The organism is Agrobacterium sp. NPDC058088 (genome assembly GCF_042885035.1).
GTDB lineage: Bacteria > Pseudomonadota > Alphaproteobacteria > Rhizobiales > Rhizobiaceae > Agrobacterium.
Genome location: NZ_JBHVSU010000003.1, coordinates 221,149 through 240,035, shown reverse-complemented (window position 1 = coordinate 240,035; position 18,887 = coordinate 221,149). Strand labels below are relative to the sequence as shown.

General features: G+C 59.8%; 19 protein-coding genes. 12 read left to right on the top strand and 7 right to left on the bottom strand.

The window, feature by feature from the left end; genetic code table 11:
• Positions 1-82: 82 nt before the first annotated feature.
• From ACFVTJ_RS11135 to ACFVTJ_RS11125, 3 genes are all read left to right on the top strand, one after another.
• Entirely contained in the window at positions 83-829 is a 747-nt protein-coding gene (locus tag ACFVTJ_RS11135) for an electron transfer flavoprotein subunit beta/FixA family protein (RefSeq protein WP_386907289.1), read from the top strand.
• 25 nt (positions 830-854) lie between these two features.
• Positions 855-1,784, top strand: a complete 930-nt coding sequence (locus ACFVTJ_RS11130) for an electron transfer flavoprotein subunit alpha/FixB family protein (protein ID WP_386907287.1) — start codon at positions 855-857, stop codon at positions 1,782-1,784.
• A 114-nt stretch (positions 1,785-1,898) separates the two neighbouring features.
• Entirely contained in the window at positions 1,899-2,780 is an 882-nt protein-coding gene (locus ACFVTJ_RS11125) for a 3-hydroxybutyryl-CoA dehydrogenase (protein ID WP_063949214.1), read from the top strand.
• Between the two features lie 58 nt (positions 2,781-2,838).
• Here the strand turns inward: ACFVTJ_RS11125 and ACFVTJ_RS11120 are convergent, their stop codons facing one another.
• Entirely contained in the window at positions 2,839-3,507 is a 669-nt protein-coding gene (locus ACFVTJ_RS11120) for a TlpA disulfide reductase family protein (protein WP_386907284.1), read from the bottom strand.
• 22 nt (positions 3,508-3,529) lie between these two features.
• Here ACFVTJ_RS11120 and argH point away from each other — a divergent pair, with 22 nt between their 5' ends.
• The 4 genes from argH to ACFVTJ_RS11100 all read left to right on the top strand — a co-directional run bounded on the left by argH (position 3,530) and on the right by ACFVTJ_RS11100 (position 9,384).
• Positions 3,530-4,930: an argininosuccinate lyase gene (gene argH, locus ACFVTJ_RS11115; protein WP_386907282.1), complete on the top strand. Its 1,401-nt coding sequence runs from the start codon at positions 3,530-3,532 to the stop codon at positions 4,928-4,930.
• A 94-nt stretch (positions 4,931-5,024) separates the two neighbouring features.
• Positions 5,025-5,228, top strand: a complete 204-nt coding sequence (locus ACFVTJ_RS11110) for a lipoprotein (protein WP_386907280.1) — start codon at positions 5,025-5,027, stop codon at positions 5,226-5,228.
• A 13-nt stretch (positions 5,229-5,241) separates the two neighbouring features.
• Complete coding sequence (gene lysA, locus ACFVTJ_RS11105; RefSeq protein ID WP_386907278.1) at positions 5,242-6,510, top strand: diaminopimelate decarboxylase; 1,269 nt, start codon at positions 5,242-5,244, stop codon at positions 6,508-6,510.
• A gap of 177 nt (positions 6,511-6,687) precedes the next feature.
• Positions 6,688-9,384, top strand: coding sequence for a TIGR02302 family protein (locus ACFVTJ_RS11100; RefSeq protein ID WP_386907276.1), 2,697 nt, complete (start codon positions 6,688-6,690; stop codon positions 9,382-9,384).
• Positions 9,385-9,648: 264 nt separating this feature from the next.
• Here ACFVTJ_RS11100 and ACFVTJ_RS11095 read toward each other — a convergent pair whose 3' ends face one another.
• From ACFVTJ_RS11095 to ACFVTJ_RS11085, 3 genes are all read right to left on the bottom strand, one after another.
• The gene (locus ACFVTJ_RS11095) at positions 9,649-10,008 is read right to left on the bottom strand and encodes a response regulator (RefSeq protein ID WP_004445642.1); all 360 of its coding nucleotides are present in this window, start codon (positions 10,006-10,008) and stop codon (positions 9,649-9,651) included.
• Between the two features lie 143 nt (positions 10,009-10,151).
• Positions 10,152-10,694 (bottom strand): hypoxanthine phosphoribosyltransferase, encoded by a 543-nt coding sequence (gene hpt / locus ACFVTJ_RS11090; RefSeq protein WP_077985217.1) that lies wholly within the window; start codon positions 10,692-10,694, stop codon positions 10,152-10,154.
• A 70-nt stretch (positions 10,695-10,764) separates the two neighbouring features.
• Positions 10,765-11,436: a hypothetical protein gene (locus ACFVTJ_RS11085; protein ID WP_386907274.1), complete on the bottom strand. Its 672-nt coding sequence runs from the start codon at positions 11,434-11,436 to the stop codon at positions 10,765-10,767.
• Between the two features lie 200 nt (positions 11,437-11,636).
• On the opposite strand from ACFVTJ_RS11085, the gene ftsE reads away from it, so the two are divergent.
• The 4 genes from ftsE (at position 11,637) to ACFVTJ_RS11065 (ending at position 15,053) form a co-directional block, all read left to right on the top strand.
• A complete protein-coding gene (gene ftsE, locus ACFVTJ_RS11080) occupies positions 11,637-12,296 on the top strand; it encodes a cell division ATP-binding protein FtsE (RefSeq protein WP_386907272.1) in 660 nt (219 codons plus the stop codon).
• Positions 12,289-13,296 carry a cell division protein FtsX gene (locus ACFVTJ_RS11075; RefSeq protein ID WP_386907270.1) on the top strand — a complete coding sequence of 336 codons (1,008 nt, stop codon included), beginning with the start codon at positions 12,289-12,291 and terminating at the stop codon, positions 13,294-13,296. Before ftsE ends, ACFVTJ_RS11075 begins: the two co-directional genes overlap by 8 nt.
• Positions 13,297-13,424: 128 nt before the next feature.
• The gene (locus ACFVTJ_RS11070; protein WP_386908025.1) at positions 13,425-14,141 is read left to right on the top strand and encodes a YdcF family protein; all 717 of its coding nucleotides are present in this window, start codon (positions 13,425-13,427) and stop codon (positions 14,139-14,141) included.
• 114 nt (positions 14,142-14,255) lie between these two features.
• On the top strand, positions 14,256-15,053 hold the full coding sequence (locus tag ACFVTJ_RS11065; RefSeq protein ID WP_386907268.1) for a lysophospholipid acyltransferase family protein: 798 nt from the start codon (positions 14,256-14,258) through the stop codon (positions 15,051-15,053).
• Here ACFVTJ_RS11065 and ACFVTJ_RS11060 read toward each other — a convergent pair.
• Positions 15,026-15,577 (bottom strand): gamma-glutamylcyclotransferase, encoded by a 552-nt coding sequence (locus ACFVTJ_RS11060; RefSeq protein WP_386907266.1) that lies wholly within the window; start codon positions 15,575-15,577, stop codon positions 15,026-15,028. The two genes, ACFVTJ_RS11065 and ACFVTJ_RS11060, sit on opposite strands and share 28 nt — an antisense overlap.
• Positions 15,578-15,626: 49 nt before the next feature.
• On the opposite strand from ACFVTJ_RS11060, the gene ACFVTJ_RS11055 reads away from it, so the two are divergent.
• Positions 15,627-16,628, top strand: a complete 1,002-nt coding sequence (locus ACFVTJ_RS11055; protein WP_386907264.1) for a DUF2125 domain-containing protein — start codon at positions 15,627-15,629, stop codon at positions 16,626-16,628.
• Positions 16,629-16,808: 180 nt separating this feature from the next.
• On the opposite strand, the gene ACFVTJ_RS11050 is transcribed toward ACFVTJ_RS11055, so the two are convergent.
• Together ACFVTJ_RS11050 and hisC are read right to left on the bottom strand one after the other, a co-directional pair.
• Positions 16,809-17,738, bottom strand: coding sequence for a prephenate/arogenate dehydrogenase family protein (locus ACFVTJ_RS11050; RefSeq protein WP_386907262.1), 930 nt, complete (start codon positions 17,736-17,738; stop codon positions 16,809-16,811).
• A complete protein-coding gene (hisC, locus tag ACFVTJ_RS11045; RefSeq protein WP_386907260.1) occupies positions 17,738-18,844 on the bottom strand; it encodes a histidinol-phosphate transaminase in 1,107 nt (368 codons plus the stop codon). The genes ACFVTJ_RS11050 and hisC overlap by 1 nt, the downstream gene beginning before the upstream one ends.
• Positions 18,845-18,887 lie beyond the last annotated feature (43 nt).

Below are 18,887 nucleotides of genomic sequence, written 5' to 3'. Positions count from 1 at the left end.
ATGCTTATCCATGTCGCCACCTGTTTTTGGAGGTCCGCGCGGTTTACCCGCCCCGCGGACAGGAGTTTGAGGAAGACCGTCGATGAAAATCCTTGTCCCCGTTAAACGAGTTGTCGATTACAACGTGAAGATCCGCGTGAAGGCGGATGGTTCTGGCGTTGAGCTTGCCAATGTGAAGATGTCGATGAACCCGTTCGACGAAATCTCGGTGGAAGAGGCTCTTCGCCTGAAAGAAGCCGGCAAGGCCGAAGAGGTTGTGGTCGTTTCCATCGGCCCAGCCAAGGCGGAAGAAACGCTGCGCACGGCGCTTGCGATGGGTGCCGACCGCGCTATCCTGATCGAGACCGATGAAACGGTTGAGCCGCTCGCCGTCGCCAAGCTGCTGAAGGGCGTGGCCGAGGCTGAGCAGCCTGGTCTCGTCATCGTCGGCAAGCAGGCGATCGACGACGATTCAAACCAGACCGGCCAGATGCTGGCAGCGCTTCTGGGCTGGGGCCAGGGCACCTTTGCCTCCAAGGTCGTGCCCGCAGATGGCAAGGTCGCGGTCACCCGCGAAGTTGATGGCGGTTTGCAGACGATCGAACTGAAGCTTCCCGCCGTCGTCACCACCGATCTTCGTCTGAACGAGCCGCGTTATGCCTCGTTGCCGAACATCATGAAGGCAAAGAAGAAGCCGCTCGACAAGAAGGCACCGGCTGATTTCGGCGTTGATGTTTCGCCGCGCCTGAAGGTGCTGAAGACCGAGGAGCCGGCAGGCCGCAAGGCTGGCATCAAGGTTGGCTCGGTTACCGAGCTGGTCGAAAAGCTCAAAGCCGACGGCGTCCTCTAAGGTTTCGGAAAAGGGAGATATTCTCATGGCCATTCTTCTTCTGGCAGAACACGACAACGCAACCCTTTCCGACCTGACGGCAAAGACGCTGACGGCGGCGACGCAGATCGGCGGCGACGTGCATGTGCTGGTCGCCGGTTCGGGCGCCAAGGGTGCCGCTGACGCTGCCGCAAAACTCTCCGGCGTCTCCAAGGTGCTGCTCGCCGACGACGCATCCTATGCCAATTCACTGGCAGAACCGCTGGCGGCGCTGATCGTTTCGCTCAGCCCCTCCTATGACGTCATCATCGCACCGGCAACGGCTTCGGCCAAGAACGTAACGCCGCGCGTTGCGGCCCTTCTCGACGTTGCTCAGGTCTCTGAGATAATCGAAGTCGTATCGCCTGATACCTTCAAGCGTCCGATCTATGCCGGCAATGCCATCCAGACCGTGCAGGCAACGGATGCAAAGAAGGTCATCACCGTGCGTCCGACCGCCTTTGCGGCAGCGGCAGAAGGTGGTTCGGCAGCGGTCGAGACGATCACGGCCGCTGAAAACCCCGGCGTCTCGTCTTTCGTTTCCGATGCGCTTGCCTCGTCCGACCGTCCGGAGCTGACCTCTGCAAAGATCATCATCTCGGGTGGCCGCGCGCTCGGCTCTTCGGAAAAATTCAAGGAAGTCATCCTTCCGGTCGCCGACAAGCTCGGTGCTGCCGTTGGTGCATCGCGCGCGGCCGTCGATGCCGGTTATGCGCCGAACGACTGGCAGGTGGGCCAGACCGGCAAGGTGGTTGCGCCGCAGCTTTACATCGCGGCCGGCATTTCCGGTGCCATCCAGCATCTGGCCGGCATGAAGGATTCGAAGGTCATCGTCGCCATCAACAAGGACGAAGAAGCGCCGATCTTCCAGGTTGCCGATTACGGTCTCGTCGCGGACCTCTTCGAAGCTCTGCCGGAACTGCAAAAAGCCCTTTGATTTTAAATACATGATGAAGGCGGCGCGTTTTTTGGACGCGCCGCCTTCTCTTTTTCGGCGATATGCGTAACATCGCCAGCGAATTTGCACATGCAGCACATGGGAGAACAGCATATGACCGCCCCCTTTAAGAATATCGGTGTTATCGGAGCCGGTCAGATGGGATGCGGCATAGCGCATGTTTCCGCCATTGCCGGCTACAGGGTCCATATTTACGATCTTTCGAAGGAAGGCATCGAGGCCGGTCTTGCCACGATCAACGGCAACCTCGCCCGCCAGGTGACTAACGGCAAGCTTTCCGACGAGGCCCGCAAGCAGGCACTGACGCTCATCAGCGGTTCGACCGACGTCAATGATCTGGCGCCAATGGATCTTGTCATCGAGGCTGCCACGGAAAATGAAGAGATCAAGCGAAAGATCTATGCGCAGGTCTGCCCGGTGCTGAAGCCGGAAGCGCTTCTCGCCACCAACACGTCTTCGCTCTCCATCACCCGGCTTGCCTCTGCCACCGACCGTCCCGAACAGTTCATGGGTATCCACTTCATGAACCCGGTGCCGGTCATGAAGCTGGTGGAGCTGGTACGCGGCATCGCCACCAATGAAAAGACCTTCGATGCGGCCAAGGACTATGTGCGGACGCTTGAAAAGGCGATCACCGTCGCCGAGGATTTCCCGGCCTTCATCGTCAACCGCATCCTGCTGCCGATGATCAATGAGGCGATCTATACGCTTTATGAGGGCGTCGGTTCGGTGGAAGCCATCGACACCGCCATGCGCCTCGGCGCAAACCACCCGATGGGCCCGCTACAACTTGCCGACTTCATCGGTCTCGACACCTGTTTGTCGATCATGCAGGTGCTGCATGACGGCCTCTCCGACAGCAAATACCGCCCCTGCCCGCTGCTGGTCAAATATGTCGAAGCCGGCTGGCTCGGCCGCAAATCCGGCCGTGGTTTCTACGATTATCGGGGTGAGACGCCGGTTCCGACGCGGTAAAAGTAGACCTTGTGCTGAGGGAGAGGAAATATCTCTCCCCCAAGCTGAAAACTCAAAGCTACCTGGATGTTGCGGCCGTCACCAACGCCTTGGCATCTTCGCTATCCCACGCCGCCGGCCCGTTCATCGCTGCGAGAAGGCAGCCGTTTTCATCCAGCAGCAGGGTGGCCGGCAGGCCGAAAGCGAGACCTTCCTTTTTCAGAACGTTGAAGACGCCCATAGAATTGTCGCGGTAATGTTTCAGCGCGTCGATCTTGTATTCATCCATGAAGGCTTTCGGTTTTTCATCCGCGCCGACATCGATATTGACGGCCACGACCTCGAACTTGTCGCCACCTTTTTCCTTCTCCAGCGCGTTCAGAGCCGGCATCTCCTCCCGGCAAGGCACGCACCATGTGGCCCACAGATTGAGAAGAACCGCCTTGCCCTTGAGATCGGCAAGCGTCATGTCCTTAGCCTCCGGTCCCTTGAAGGACAGCGGGACGACACGCGGCCTGTCCGCCGCCGACATGGCGGCCACCTGCCCCTTCAGAAACGGTTTCAGCGAGGCGATGCGGTTTGCCGCACCCTCACATAAACCGCCGTCTGCCACCGCTGCCCCTTGAACCGGGCTCTCAGACCCAATATGCCTGAACCAGACCGCGCCAGCACCGGCGAGCACACCGGCAACGGCAGCAATTGCAACCAATTTGGCGGAAGGAAGCCTGAACGGCCTTTTTTCTGTCATCGAATACTCCAGGGCACGACATATGGCTGACGGCACAGATCAGAAATCCTCCAACCAGATGTGGGGCGGACGTTTCGCTTCCGGGCCATCTGCCATCATGGAAGAGATAAATGCCTCCATCGGCTTCGACAAGAAGCTTTACGCCCAGGATATCCGTGGCTCTATGGCGCATGCCACCATGCTGGCATCTAAAGGCATTATTTCGCCTGAAGATAAAGACAAGATCATTGAGGGCCTGAACACGATCCTGTCAGAGATCGAAGCCGGCACCTTTGAATTTTCGCGCAAACTCGAAGATATTCACATGAATATCGAAGCGCGGCTTGCAACGCTGATCGGCCCGGCCGCCGGACGCCTGCATACCGCACGCTCGCGCAACGATCAGGTCGCGCTCGATTTCCGCCTTTGGGTCAAGGAAGAGTTGCAGAAGACTGAGGGAATGTTGACGGCGCTCATCGCCGCCTTCCTCGACCGCGCCGAGGAAAATGCCGATACGGTCATGCCCGGTTTCACTCACCTGCAGACGGCCCAGCCGGTGACCTTCGGCCACCATTGCATGGCCTATGTGGAGATGTTCGGCCGTGACCGCGCCCGGGTGCGCCACGCTATCGAGCATATGGACGAAAGCCCGATCGGCGCCGCTGCCCTTGCCGGCACCGGTTACCCCATCGACCGCCACATGACGGCCAAGGCGCTCGGTTTCCGCGAGCCGACCCGCAACTCCATCGACACCGTCTCCGACCGCGATTTCGCGCTGGAGTTCCTGTCGATCGCGTCGATCTGCGCCACGCATCTGTCGCGGCTCGCAGAAGAAATCGTTATCTGGTCGACCCCCCAATTCGGCTTCATCCGCCTGTCGGATGCCTTCTCCACGGGCTCGTCGATCATGCCGCAGAAGAAAAACCCCGACGCCGCTGAGCTGGTTCGCGCCAAGACTGGCCGCATCAACGGCTCGCTGGTGGCGCTGCTGACGGTCATGAAGGGCCTACCCCTCGCCTATTCCAAGGATATGCAGGAAGACAAGGAACAGGTTTTCGACTCCGCCGAAAGCCTGGAACTGGCAATCGCCGCCATGACCGGCATGATCCGCGATCTCGAAGTGCGCAAGGACCGCATGCGTGCGGCGGCGGGCTCCGGTTATTCCACCGCTACCGATCTGGCCGACTGGCTGGTGCGCGAGGCGGGCCTGCCCTTCCGCGATGCTCACCATGTGACCGGCAATGCCGTGGCGCTGGCGGAAAAGAAAGGCTGCGATCTTGCCGATCTTTCGCTGGAAGAATTGCAGGCCATCCACCCCGGCATCACCAACAGCGTTTTCGATGTTCTTTCGGTGGAAGCATCTGTCGCCAGTCGCACGAGCTTCGGCGGCACGGCTCCTTCGGAGGTACGCAAACAAATCGCCTGGTGGCGCGGCCGCAACTGATAAATCTGCGTTAAGCCGCGATCACAAGAAACAGGGTGCACAAGCGCCCTGTTTTTCGTTATCAGAGAAGCACATATTTCCTTTGGACAGGCTCATGCTTTCAAAAACCGCGCGCAAACTCATCGTTCCCATCGGCATGGCGCTCGCCGTCAGCCTTGCTCTTTCCGCCTGCGGGCGTAAGGGCGACATCGATCCGCCGAGCACGCCGGTCGAAATGCGTAACAAACGCGCCGCCGATGGAAGCGAACCGAAGCCGGCAACGGCTGAGCGTCCGTTCATTCTCGACAAGCTTCTCTGACGGGTAAAAAGCCGTGAACCATTTTGGCTATATCGACGGCGTGCTGCACGCCGAAAACGTGCCCGTGCCCGAGATCGCCAAGGCGGTCGGCACGCCCTTCTACGTCTATTCCACCGCAACGCTAGAGCGCCACTACAAGGTGTTCTCAGGGGCGTTTGCCGACGTGGACGCCATGGTCTGTTACGCCATGAAGGCCAATTCCAACCAGGCGGTGCTAAAGACGCTGGCAAAGCTCGGCGCCGGCATCGATGTCGTCTCTGGCGGCGAACTGCGCCGTGCTCTTGCGGCTGGTGTGCCGGCAAGCCGCATCATGTTTTCCGGCGTCGGCAAGACGGTGGCGGAAATGGATTATGCGCTGGATGTGGGCATTTATTGCTTCAACATCGAATCCGAGCCGGAGCTGGAAGTCCTCAATCTGCGCGCCATCAAAGCTGGCAAGCGGGCGCATGTCTCCTTCCGCATCAATCCTGATGTGGATGCGCGCACCCACGCCAAGATTTCCACCGGCAAGAAGGAAAACAAGTTCGGCATTTCCTATGAACGGGCGCGGGCGGTTTATGCCCATGCGGCCACCCTGCCCGGCATCGAAGTCACCGGCATCGACATGCATATCGGCAGCCAGATCACCGAATTGCAGCCTTTCGAGGATGCCTTCCGGCTACTGCGCGAACTGGTGGAAGCGCTTCGCGGCGACGGCCATGCGATTAGCCACGTCGATATCGGCGGCGGCCTCGGCATTCCCTATCGCGACGACAACAATCCGCCGCCGCTGCCGGATGCCTATGCGCATATCGTCAAGAACGAGTTGAAAAGCCTCAACTGCAAGATCGTAACCGAGCCGGGACGCCTGATCGTCGGCAATGCCGGCATTCTGGTAACGGAAGTGATCTATGTGAAGGATGGCGGCGACAAGACCTTTGTGATTGTCGACGGCGCGATGAACGATCTCATCCGCCCCACACTTTACGAAGCTTATCATGGCATTCGCCCGGTGGTGCAGCCTGCAGAGAATGCCACGCGCATCAAGGCGGATATCGTCGGCCCCGTCTGCGAAACCGGCGACTATCTGGCGCTGGACCGGGAGATGGCCGCGCCGCAGCCGGGTGACCTGATCGCCGTCAGCTCCGCCGGCGCCTATGGTGCGGTGCAGGCGGGCACCTATAATTCGCGCCTGCTTGTGCCGGAAGTGCTCGTCAAGGGTGACAAATTCCACGTCATTCGTCCGCGCGGCACCTATGAGGAGCTGATCGCGCTCGATTCCGTACCTGACTGGCTCGACTGACCCCACCCAATATTTGACTTGACCGATCACAATTGAGCGAAGCTGCCTAAAAAATGGGGGTGAGGGCTTCGGTGCCCTCGTCTTCGCCACAAAGAATGTTATCCTTGCCCTGTGATATGAACAGCTCGCCGTTCCGGGAATGGCGTTCGACGTGGCCAGAACCGGGAGAACGGATTGATGACCACAGCCGGAGAGGACAGCACAGGCAGAAAGCGCCCGACCGGCGCGTTCTCGCATCGACCGGACCTTGCCCGCCGGGTCACAGCCAAGCGTTTCTTCGCCAAAATTGTGCTGCTCTGCGAGAAAATCGCGCCGAAAACGCTGTGGCCACTCTCCATCGCTGCCGCCTTTCTGGCGCTTGCCTGGTTCGGGCTTTACCGGCACATGCCGGATTTCCTGCGGCTCGGCATCGTTTTCGTTCTGGTTTTCGGTTTCATCGCCACGCTTTTGCCGATCCTTCGGCTGAAGTGGCCAACGGATCATGAAGCCTCGCGCCTTCTTGAGGATCGCAACGGCCTGGCGCACCAGCCGGTCGGCGTGCAGGAAGATGAGCCTGCTTTCGACACGCCATTTTCGCGCACGCTCTGGAAAGAACATCAGATCCGCATGGCGGAGCGCATCGCTGCGCTGAATGCCGGCCTGCCGAAACCCGATATTGCCCGCTATGACCGTCTGGCGCTGCGCGCCATTCCGGCACTGCTGCTAGTCACCGCTTTCGGTTTTTCCTACTCCAATGGCGCCGGCACAGTTGCCGATGCGTTCCGCAGCCGGCCAGCCGTCGGTCCGCTCAATCCCGATATCCGTCTCGATGCCTGGGTTACACCGCCTGCCTATACCGGCCGCGCGCCGATTTTCCTGACCGGACGTGACGCAACCAACCGCGACGCGGTTTCCGTACCGCAATCCTCCAAGCTGACAATCCGCATGACCGGCGGCGATGGCGGTGAGGAGGTGACATTCGAGCCGGAAACGGCGGGTGCATTGCAGAAGCTTGCGCCTGAGGCGGCCAAAGCCGATAGCGCCAGCGGCGATATCGCCGTCCAAGCGTCGGCCCGCTCTGCCGATCAGCCCGTTACCCCACGCACTTTCGCGATGGATGTCACCGAAAGCGGCATGATCACCGCCAATGGCGAACAATGGGTGTTCAACGTCATTCCCGACCAGCCGCCCAGCATCGCCTTCGACAACATGCCGCGCCGCGCCGTCAATGGCGCGCTGGAAATCGGCTTCACGGCCAAAGACGATTATGGCCTGAAGGAAGCGCATGCCATCATCGAGCCCATCGGCATTGCAGAAGGCGCGACAGCGCTTTACCCGCCGCCGGAATTCAAGCTCGATCTGCCGCGGCAGAACAATCGCGAGATCAAGGGGCTGACCAGCCGCAACCTGACCGAACATCCGATGGCGGGCAAACGCGTGCGCATCACGCTCGTCGCCACTGATGGTGCCGGCCAGACCGGCCGCAGCCCGGCGCACGAAATGGTGCTGCCGGGCCGTAATTTCTCCGAACCGCTGGCTGCTTCCATTGCCGAACAGCGGCAGATTTTCTCGCTCGACACACGCCAGATGCCGAAGGCGATCGCCTATAACGAGGCGGTTGGAATGCGGCCGGAAGAGACCATTCCCAACACCACGCATTATCTCCTGCTGCAATCGGCGCAGACCCGCATGCGGCTCGCCTATAATGAGGAGATGCTGAAGAACACGGCGGATTACCTCTGGGAGATCGCGCTCGGTATTGAGGATGGCGATCTTTCGCAGGCGGAAAAGCGCCTGCGCGATGCACAGACCGCGCTTTCCGAGGCGCTTCAGCGCAATGCCTCCGACGAGGAAGTGGCCAAGCTCATGCAGGAGCTGCGCGAGGCGATGCAGCAGTTCATGAGCGAGCTTGCGCAACGCATGCAGAATGCGCCGCAAGCCAACATGAACCAACAGGCACAGAATGTGCTGCGCCAGCGCGATCTGGAAAACATGATGAACCAGATCGAGAACCTTGCCCGTTCCGGCAACCGCGATGCGGCACAGGAAATGCTCTCGCAACTGCAGCGCATGATGAACAATCTGCAGGCTGGCCGCCCGCAACGCCAGGGCCAGCAGGGACAGCAGCAGAGTAGCAAGATGCGCCAGCAGATCGACAAGCTGGGCGAAATCCTGCAACAGCAGCAGAAGCTGATGGACGAGACCTTCAAGCTCGATCAGGCGCTGCGCGACCGCATGCAGCGCGGCGACCCGCAGCAGGGCGGCGAAGGCGACGACCAGCAGATGGGCGAAAATGGCCAGCAGCCGCAGCAGGGCCAGCAAGGCGAACAGGGGCAAAACGGTCAACAGGGCGGGCAACAGCCCAGCGACCAGATGACCGCCGAACAGTTGCGCGAGGCGCTGAAAAACCTGCGGGCGCAGCAGGATGCGCTCGGCAAGCAGCTTGGCGAATTGCAGCAGGGCCTGCGCGATCTCGGCATGGAACCGGGCGAAAACTTCGGCAAGGCGCAACAGGAAATGCAGGGCGCCGGCGAAGCGCTGGGCAAAAGCCAGGGCGAACAGGCGGTCGAGGGCCAGGGCAATGCGCTGAATGCGCTGCGACAGGGCGCTCAGGACATGATGGGCCAGATCATGCAGGCCATGCGCCAACAGGGCCAGCAGCCCGGACAGGGGCAGGAAGGCATGACCGGTCAAGGCGGCCAGAACGGCCGCGACCCGCTCGGCCGCCCGCGCAGCACCACCGGCCCGGATTTTGGCGAGCAGGTGAACGTGCCTGACGAGATCGACGTGCAGCGCGCCCGCGAAATTCTCGAAGCAATCCGAGAAAAGCTTGGCAACAACCCGCCGGGTGAAGTGGAGCGGCGTTATCTGGAGCGGCTGCTGGATATTCGGTGAGGTCCGAAGCCATTCACGACGATCTGGCCCGGCACTTTAATGTCGCCGCTGTCCCGAAAAGTAGCGGGAAGAGGTACCGGAGACAGGTCGCGAAACACTCTGACGTCATCCTCGGCCTTGTGCCGAGGATCTGCCAACCTCCCATGAAACCGATACGTTGCAGATGCTCGGGACAGGCCCGAACATGACGGACTGGAACGCTGACAACTCCGCAACAAAAAAGGCGGCCCGAAGGCCGCCCTTTAATCTCTGCAATCCTGTAGCTCAGGCCGCAAGCGCCCGCGCCACGGCCTTGCGAATATCCGGAAGCGCAAAGGGTTTAGAAACCACGTCCACGATCTTCGTCGCCAGATCATCCGCCCGTTCGCGCTGCTCGGCGTAACCGGTCATCAACAAAATGCGCATGGCCGGGAAGCTTTCTGCGGCGCGGTGCGCCAGCTCGATGCCATCCATGACCGGCATGCGGATATCCGAAAGAAGAAGATCGAAACTGGTTTCCTGGAGCTTCTCCAGCCCTTGCTCGCCGTCTGCCGCCTCATGGGTCTCGTGACCGTCGAGACGGAGCGCCCGCGCCACGAAAGAACGCAGCGCATCCTCGTCTTCGGTAATCAGAATCTTCGCCATTACTCATTGCTCCTGGGCATCATTTCCAGCCGTGAGCAACATCGCAGGCTCCTCTTTTCAAGAGGTAAACACCCAGGCCTTCGCTGGGTGAATGGTTAATGAGGCGTCTCCGTCCTGTGCCGTTCCGGCACGGGCAAAGATGCTCAGGCGTCGCCTGTCACCACGCCGACGAAGGGCAGCTCGCGGAAGGCATAGGCCACATCCATGCCGTAACCCACGACGAAATAGTCAGGGCATTCGAAACCGACATAATCGGCCTCCAGATCTTCCTTGCGCTTGACCTTTTTGTCGAGAAGCACGGCGATAGTAACGTTGCGAGCGCCACGCTCGTAGAGCAGTTCCTTGGCAAAACGTAGCGTACGGCCGGATTCGAGAATATCGTCGATCAGGAGAACATCGCGGTCCTTCACGTCGCTGTCGATATCCTTGACGATCCTGACACCCTGGGAAACCGTGCCAGCGCCGTAGCTCGACAGCGTGATGAACTCGACTTCGGGAGCAAGGCCGCTATCATGCAGCGCGCGGATGAGATCGGCCGCGAAAATGAATGATCCCTTGAGCACGGCAATGACCAGCAAATCCTTGGTCGGGCCGCTGGCGATATGCTTGGCCATGTCGCGATTGCGCTCGGCGATCTGCTCGGCGCTATAAAGCGGCTCGATATTTTTTCCACGGACGACGGGCATTCTTTCTCCTGTGCTGCGCCTTGCCGATTTTACCTTTCAGTAAAAATACGAAGCTCACGCGTTACCACAGTCAACGTTCGGACGCACCCGCCTCGACGAAGGAAAGCTTGATCTCAGGCGTTTTTCCACCGGGATGGCGCAGTTTTGCCGAAAAACCGTGGCTGAAGCCGGGCTGCATCTCCTTGACCGGCGGTTCGATGACCATGCTGGCGACCAGCTGTCCCTTGGCGGCGAAGAGGTCGGCGCGAATGGCCGGCACTTCTTCGAGATTGCCGCCATTGTTTTCCACAATGCCGTTGATGAGCAATATATCCATGCCGCCCGCTTCCTGCGGCGTGATGGTGACATGGGAAATGGCAAGCGGGTTGACCGAGGCGGCGACCGCCGACTTTTCCGGCACCACGACAGACAGGCCACCGGAGCAGACGAAAACGAAAATCGCGAGTGCCGCCACCAGTGCCGAGTAGGCATCGGCAGAAAGGCGCGACAATCTGCGATCCAGCCAGCCGATGAAGGCGAGGCCGAGCGCGCCTACTGTGACTGATGGCTTTGCCATTTGCCGGTGTGCCGTACCGCGATTGTCGTTTCCGGGCTGGCGCGTACGGTTTTCCTTGATGGTGACAAATTCCGCGTCTACCACATCGCGGTCGGGATTTGCCGCCCGCGCCGAACGGCGCACCGGTGGTTCCGGCATCAGGAGGTCAAAATCGAACGCCGCTTGCCGGCGAGATGAACGGAACATAGCCATAGAATTCCTTCGGTGAGGTTTTCCGGCCCGCAAAACTGGGCATTGCAACGAATCCTGCCAAGTTTTAAATTTAATTGGTTAATGCTTCGCAAAAACGGCTCGCACAGGCCACCGGAACCGGGTTAAACCGCGCCACCCGGGCCTCTGCGCTTTCGGCTTGCGAAACACCACGAAACGAAGAGACTGGAAGTCCGTTGATCCATTTCGAAAATGTCGGGTTGCGTTACGGCATGGGACCCGAGATCCTGAGGGACATGACCTTCGATATCCCCAAGGGTTCGTTCCAGTTTCTGACCGGCCCGTCGGGTGCCGGCAAGACGACGCTCCTGCGCCTGCTCCTGATGTCGCTGCAGCCAACGCGCGGCCATATTCGCATGTTCAATCGCGATGTGGCGCGCATTCCGCGCAGCGAGTTGCCCATGCTGCGCCGCCGCGTCGGCATCGTGTTTCAGGATTTCCGTCTGCTCGATCATCTCACGACCTATGAAAATGTCGCCCTGCCGCTGCGTGTGCGCGGCAAGGAAGAGAGCGCCTATCGCAACGATGTGATAGAGCTTCTGAAATGGGTCGGGCTCGGCGAGCGTATCAACGTGCTGCCGGCAATCCTTTCCGGCGGGGAAAAACAGCGCGCTGCCATCGCCCGCGCGCTGATGGACCAGCCGGAAATATTGCTCGCCGACGAACCGACCGGCAACGTCGACCCGCCGATGGCCAAACGTCTGCTCAACCTTTTTCTCGAACTCAACAGGCTGGGTACGGCCGTTGTCATCGCCACCCATGATTTTGCACTGATGGACCAGATCGATGCGCGCCGGATGATTCTGACCGAAGGGCGGCTCGATATCTATGAATGAGATCACCCGCAAACAGTTGAAGCCCGAGGCGGCCCAGCCGAAGCGCCCGCCCATGCGCATCCGCCCCATGGCGCCCATCCTGCCGCCCTCCAACATTCAGGGCAATGCCCTGATGGTGGTGATCGCCATCATGGCCTTTCTCGCCTGCCTGACGCTCGGTGCCGTCTCCATGGTGCGCGCCACCGCCGCCACCTGGCAGAGCCAGATTTCCCGCGAGATCACCATTCAGATCAAGCCTGAGGACGGGCTGGACATGAATGCGGCGCTGAACAAGGCGCGCAACCTCGCACTCACCTTTGTCGGCACGCGCGATGGCACCATCCTCGACGATGCCGCCACCTCCCGTCTTCTGGAACCGTGGCTCGGCAGCGGTCTCGACCTTTCCGAACTGCCCATACCGCGCCTCGTCGTCATCACCATCGACGAAAGCAATCCACCCGATTTCCAGGCGATGCGGGATATGCTGAAGACGGAAATCCCGCAGGCCTTTCTGGACGACCACCGCACCTGGGTCGACAGGCTGGTTTCCATGGCCAGGACCACCGTCATGATTGGTGTTGGCGTGCTGATCCTCGTCTTCACGGCCATGGTACTGACGGTGGTGTTTGCGACGCGCGGCGCGCTTTCCGGCAACCGGCACATCGTTGAAGTGCTGCATTTCGTCGGCGCCGAGAGTAGCTTCGTGGCCCGCGAATTCCAGAAGCACTTTTTAAAGATCAGCCTCAAGGGAGCGGCGGCGGGCAGCGCATTGGCGGCCGCCGTGTTCCTGGTCGCCGGCTTCTGGCAATCGAGCACCGTCGCCACGCCGCAGAGCGACCAGGCGAGTGCGCTTTTTGGCTCGTTTGCGGTCGGCCTTGGCGGTTATCTCGGCATTGCCCTGACGATGATCATCATCGCGCTTCTCACCACCATCACGGCGCGCGTGACTGTCATCCGCACCATCGACGATATTGATCGTGTCCGGTCGGATCCGTCGAAAAGCGACGGTGTCGCATCGTGAAGCGACGACCGAAATTCTGCGGGAAAACTGAAACCGTCACACGCGGGATGTAACCTGCAGACGGTGGACAAAAATGCCTGTTCCTTGCCTTAATCGGCGAGTATTCAGGAGGAATGTTTGTGAGTCGGATGGACCAGGATCAGACGACGGCGCGGCCGGTCCGAAAGGGCCTGTTGTCGCGGCGTGGTCCGTTGCGCCGTTTTATTCGCGGTCTCATCCTGCTCTGCGTCGTTCTTCTCGGCATTTTTTCAGGCGGCTTCCTTTGGTTTGCCGATTCTGTCGCTTCCATGCGCCCGCCGGAGAGCGCGAAGGGCGATGCGATCATTGTTCTGACTGGCGGCTATCAGCGCATTGAACAAGCTGTCGGTCTGCTGCGGGATGGTGTGGGGAAGAGGCTTTTGATATCAGGCGTCAATCCCGCCACTACCCGCTCGCAAATCCGCAAGATGACCCAAGGGTCTTCCGACATGTTCACCTGCTGCGTGGACATGGGCTACAAAGCGATAGACACGATCGGCAACGCCAATGAGGCGGCAAGCTGGATACGCGATCACAACTACGCCTCCATTGTCGTCGTCACCAATAATTATCACATGCACCGCAGCCTGCATGAATTGCGCAACGCCAGCCCGCAGACGGAATTCATCGCCTATCCCGTCATTAGCGCCGATCTCGCCCGGACGAACTGGTTTGTGGAGCCGGATGTGGTGCGTACTCTGCTTTACGAATATCTGAAGTTCGTGGCGGCGGCCGGACGTGACCTCACCGGCTTTGGCAAGGGTGACGGCCTGCGCAAAGCCACAACCGATCACACGGCACCGAAAGTCACGGCAGCTTCCTCATAAGCCTCCAGAAACACGCTTGCTGCGGCCCCGTGTTTTCGTGTAGGCGTCTGGCATTGGCATCCGGCATCGAGACGCTCAACGTTTCGGAACGGCTGCATCCCGGGAAGGCTGTTGATGCTCAAGCTGCGCTCTTTTCTTTTCAATACGCTGTTTTATATCAACCTGATTGTGCGCATGATCGTGCTGACGCCGATCTATTTCATCCTGCCGCGCAAGATCGCCTATGAGATTCCCAAGAACTGGGCTCGATCCAACCATTGGCTGATGAAGACCATTGTCGGCACCACCTTCGAAATCGAAGGGCTGGAAAACATTCCCGAGACCGGCTGCATCTTCGCGCCAAAACATCAGTCCTTCTGGGACACCTATGCGCTGCTGCCCAATCTTCCCGATCCCGTCTATATTCTGAAGCGCGAACTTTTGTGGATTCCGCTGTTCGGCTGGTACGCCATGAAACAGCGTATGATCCCGGTCAACCGGGCCGCGCGCGGCAAGGTGATGCTGAAAGTGATGGAGCGGGCGAAAGAGGAAATGGCCGAAGGCCGCGAACTCATCATCTATCCCGAAGGCACACGCCGCCCGCCGGGTGCGGAGCCTGAATATCGTTACGGCATCGCAAGGCTTTACCGTGACCTTCAGGTGCCGGTCATTCCCGTCGCCATGCATCCCGGCCTGTTCTGGCCGCGCCGGTCGACCATGCGTTATCCCGGCCATTTCAAGGTGCGTATCCTGCCCGCCATCGAACCTGGGCTCGACCCCGATGTGTTCTTCAAGCGCCTGATCGAGGTCACAGAAAAGGCGAGCGACGAGTTGCTTTTGGAAACGGCGCGCAACAACCCACATTTGCCGCTGCCACCAACCGCCGTGAAGCGGATTGCCGAACTTCAGGGCAAGGAAACAACGGCTGGCTGAGCCGAAAGCGTACCCACACGCGCGGCGATGCTTTCCAGCAGCGAGTCGCGAATGCCCATCTCCTGTAGATGCTGCACGGTGTTGAAGACATAGTCCGTGTTCGGCCCGGAACGCCCCGTTGCAGCCGCGATGATGGTGGCCGATTCAGCGACACCGAGACCGCCGATATATTGCTCATGCGCGGGATCGGCCACATAGGTCACGGCACTGCCGCGCCTGCCATCTGACAGCGCGATGGAAACCACCCGCTCCTTGTAGACATTCGTCACCAGTTCCCGCTCGCGCAGATAGGCCATGACGGGATCACGGTCCTGTCCGCGCACGCGGAAAGCGACACCGAGGCAGGAGCCGCCGCGTTCCAGACCGAGGACGAGGCCGGGCTTTTCTTCCGTGCCTCTGTAAAAATTGGAACTGATGCAGAGCGAGCGCCGATAACCGTGCAGCCGCGCCTGCTGCCTCTCCTCGAAGGCAAAGCCGGGGTTCCACATCAACGAACCGTAGCCAAAGACCCAAAAATCGTCCATATCCCAAGCCAAATCAAAATTCCCTGAAGTCTGTTCATCGGAGATCAATATGGCAGCGTCAAGCCAATCCGGCACGGCCAAAAAATTCCTCTGGCTCGCCATCGCCATTCTGGTGGTCATAGGACTTTATACGGCGGGGTGGTTTTACGCCGCGGAAAAATTGAAGCAGACGGTCCTGAACGTCATCTCCCCCTCGCAGGCCCGCAGCGTCAGCGGCGAATGCGGCGATATCGCTTTCAAGGGTTACCCCTTTCGCATCGGCCTTTTCTGCTCCAAGGTGACTGTGGACGACAGCCAGAACGGTGTCTCCGCCTCCTTCGGCGAACTTCGCTCGGCGGCGCAGGTCTATAATCCAGGTCATATCGTCTGGGAGCTCGATTCGCCCGCGGAAATCCGCTCTGCCCACGGTCTAGCGATTTCGGCGACCTGGAAGAACATGCAGTCGAGCATCGTCACCAAGCTGAAGGGCATCGACCGCAGCTCGCTCGTCATCGACGGGCTGAAAGCGCAGGCGGTTTCCTCCGTCACCGGCCAGACCATCGACTTCGATGCCGTCAAGACGGAAATGCATCTGCGCCAGAACGGCGCCGATCTCGATGGCGCGATCACGCTCACCGATTCGGCGACCGTCATCAAGGACTGGCCACAGGTTCTTCCGCGCCTCGACGCCATTCTCGATGTGACGCTGGCCGGTAAGGCGGGCATGGTGGATGGAAGCGATAAATCCGGCCTTTATGGCACAAGCGGTGAACTCCGCCGCCTGGTTGCGGATATCGGCGACGGCCGCACGATGCGCATCACCGGCCCCTTCTCATTCGACAACGAAGGTTATCTCTCCGGCCAGTTCAAGCTTGAGATCGAAAAGCTTGGCGCGTGGTCTGATAATGCCAAGCAGGCCTTCCCGCAGCTGCAATCCACCATCGATACGGCCCGCAAGCTGCTCCGCGCGCTCGCCGGTGGCAGCGACAGGGCATCCGTCGATCTGGTGGTGGACCGTGGCCGTGTCACGATCAGCGGGTTCATCCCGCTTGGGAAAATCCCGCCTATTTGACGTTTAGCCCCATATTCGACGTCATCCTCGGGCTTGTCCCGAGGGTCTGCAACCGATTGTTTGTGTTGATGTATTTAGATCCTTGGGACAAGCCCAAGGATGACGAAATCAAAGCTTTGACACTTTGCCAGCGGTCTGATGGCCGGATCAAATCCGGCCATGACTGTTACCAGCGGCGATTTACTTCTTCTGATCCAGCGCATGGCGACCAAAGTCGGGTGCATCCACATCCTGACCGGCCTGAACGATGGAGCGGCGGATGGCGCGGGTGCGGGAAAACAATTCGAACAGCTTATCGCCTTCTCCCCACCGGATCGCCCTTTGCAGGGAGGCGAGATCTTCGGAAAACCGTGCCAGCATTTCAAGGATGGCGTCCTTGTTATGCAGGCAGACATCGCGCCACATGGTGGGATCAGACGCCGCCAGACGGGTGAAGTCACGGAAACCGGAAGCGGAATATTTGATGACTTCCGATTCGGTCACCGTTTCCAGATCATCCGCCGTGCCGACGATGTTATAGGCGATGATATGCGGCAGATGCGAAACGATCGCCAGAACCTTGTCGTGGTGCTCGGCATCCATTTCGTCCACCCGCGAACCAAGCGCCCGCCAGAAATCCTTCAGCTTTTCCAGCGCCTGCGCATCCGTGCCCGGCAAAGGCGTAAAAATGCACCATCGATCACGGAAGAGACCGGCAAAACCCGCATCCGGGCCGGATTTTTCCGTACCCGCCAGCGGATGGCCCGGAATGAAATGCACATTGTCAGGCATATGCGGCGCCATCTGCGCAATGACGGAGGCCTTGGTGGAGCCGACATCAGTGACAATGGTGCCGGGTTTTAGATGCGGCGCAATCTGCTGCGCAACGCTCTCCGAAGCGCCGACCGGCACCGAAACGATGACGAGATCGGCTTCCTTGACCGCCTCCGCCGCCGAAACGGTATAATCCGTACCGAGCCCCAGTTCTTCCGCCCGTTTCAGCGTATCTTCACTGCGGGTGGAAATCACCACATGGCGAGCAAGTCCCAGTTCCTTGATATCGCGGGCAATCGACGAGCCGATCAGACCGATGCCGATCAGCGCGATGCGTTCAAACATGAATTCAGCCATCACGCCTGCCCCATGAACTCGGTAAGAGCATCGATGACGCCGAGATTTGCCTCCTCGGAACCGACGGTCATTCTAAGCGCATTCGGGAAACCATAACCGCGCACTGCACGCAGAATATAACCGCGGCGGCTCAGGAACTCGTCTGCATCCGTTGCCCGCTTGCCGTCCTGATCCGGGAAATGGATGAGGATGAAGTTGGTGACGGAGGGCGTGACGGTGAGGCCAAGGCTGGTGAAGGTCGTTACCAACTTTTCCATCCACAGCGTGTTGTGCGCCACTGCCTTTTCGACGAAAGCCTGATCGCGGATGGCAGCGGCACCAGCCGCGATGGCCGGTGCGCTCATGTTAAACGGACCGCGCACGCGGTTCAGCGCATCGATGACGGCGGCCGGACCATACATCCAGCCCACGCGCAGGGCAGCGAGGCCATAGACCTTCGAGAAGGTGCGGGTCATCACCACGTTGCGGTTGCCGGAAACGAGCTCCAGCCCGGCCTCATAGTCGTTCTTGCGCACATATTCGGCATAGGCCGCATCCAGCACCAGCAGAACATGTTTCGGCAGACCGGCCTGCAGGCGGCGGATTTCCGCAACCGGAACATAGGTGCCGGTGGGATTGCCGGGATTGGCGATGAACACCATCTTGGTCTTCGGCGTCACGGCGGCGAGGATCGCATCCACATCGACAGCGCAATCCTTTTCCTTCACCGTCACCGGTGTCGCGCCCGCACCCATGATCTGGATCTTGTAGACGAGGAAACCGTGTTCGGTGATGATCGCTTCATCGCCTGCACCGAGGTAGACGTGGCAAAGCAGGCCTAGAAGCTCGTCAGAGCCGTTGCCGCACATGATGTTCGCGATATTGAGACCGTGCACGTCGGCAATCGCCTGGCGCAGCGCGATCGCCTGCCCGTCCGGATAGATTTCCAGATGGCTGGCCGCCGTACCGAAAGCCTCGATCGCCTTCGGGCTCGGCCCAAGCGGCGTTTCATTGGAGGAGAGCTTATAAACCTTCGCAACGCCATCCACATGTTCCTTGCCGGGAACATAAGCGGCGATATCCAGAATACCCGGACGCGGAACAGGTTGGCTAAGCTCTGCACTCATTTGATCGACCTTTGGAAAAACGCCGGGTAACCCGGCAACAGCA

Coding starts and splice junctions, on each gene's coding strand:
- ACFVTJ_RS11135 (WP_386907289.1), top strand. CDS start 83: ATGAAAATCCTTGTCCCCGTTAAACGAGTTGTCGATTACAACGTGAAG.
- ACFVTJ_RS11130 (WP_386907287.1), top strand. CDS start 855: ATGGCCATTCTTCTTCTGGCAGAACACGACAACGCAACCCTTTCCGAC.
- ACFVTJ_RS11125 (WP_063949214.1), top strand. CDS start 1,899: ATGACCGCCCCCTTTAAGAATATCGGTGTTATCGGAGCCGGTCAGATG.
- ACFVTJ_RS11120 (WP_386907284.1), bottom strand. CDS start 3,507: ATGACAGAAAAAAGGCCGTTCAGGCTTCCTTCCGCCAAATTGGTTGCA.
- argH (WP_386907282.1), top strand. CDS start 3,530: ATGGCTGACGGCACAGATCAGAAATCCTCCAACCAGATGTGGGGCGGA.
- ACFVTJ_RS11110 (WP_386907280.1), top strand. CDS start 5,025: ATGCTTTCAAAAACCGCGCGCAAACTCATCGTTCCCATCGGCATGGCG.
- ACFVTJ_RS11100 (WP_386907276.1), top strand. CDS start 6,688: ATGACCACAGCCGGAGAGGACAGCACAGGCAGAAAGCGCCCGACCGGC.
- ACFVTJ_RS11095 (WP_004445642.1), bottom strand. CDS start 10,008: ATGGCGAAGATTCTGATTACCGAAGACGAGGATGCGCTGCGTTCTTTC.
- hpt (WP_077985217.1), bottom strand. CDS start 10,694: ATGCCCGTCGTCCGTGGAAAAAATATCGAGCCGCTTTATAGCGCCGAG.
- ACFVTJ_RS11085 (WP_386907274.1), bottom strand. CDS start 11,436: ATGTTCCGTTCATCTCGCCGGCAAGCGGCGTTCGATTTTGACCTCCTG.
- ACFVTJ_RS11075 (WP_386907270.1), top strand. CDS start 12,289: ATGAATGAGATCACCCGCAAACAGTTGAAGCCCGAGGCGGCCCAGCCG.
- ACFVTJ_RS11070 (WP_386908025.1), top strand. CDS start 13,425: ATGGACCAGGATCAGACGACGGCGCGGCCGGTCCGAAAGGGCCTGTTG.
- ACFVTJ_RS11065 (WP_386907268.1), top strand. CDS start 14,256: ATGCTCAAGCTGCGCTCTTTTCTTTTCAATACGCTGTTTTATATCAAC.
- ACFVTJ_RS11060 (WP_386907266.1), bottom strand. CDS start 15,577: ATGGACGATTTTTGGGTCTTTGGCTACGGTTCGTTGATGTGGAACCCC.
- ACFVTJ_RS11055 (WP_386907264.1), top strand. CDS start 15,627: ATGGCAGCGTCAAGCCAATCCGGCACGGCCAAAAAATTCCTCTGGCTC.
- ACFVTJ_RS11050 (WP_386907262.1), bottom strand. CDS start 17,738: ATGGCTGAATTCATGTTTGAACGCATCGCGCTGATCGGCATCGGTCTG.
- hisC (WP_386907260.1), bottom strand. CDS start 18,844: ATGAGTGCAGAGCTTAGCCAACCTGTTCCGCGTCCGGGTATTCTGGAT.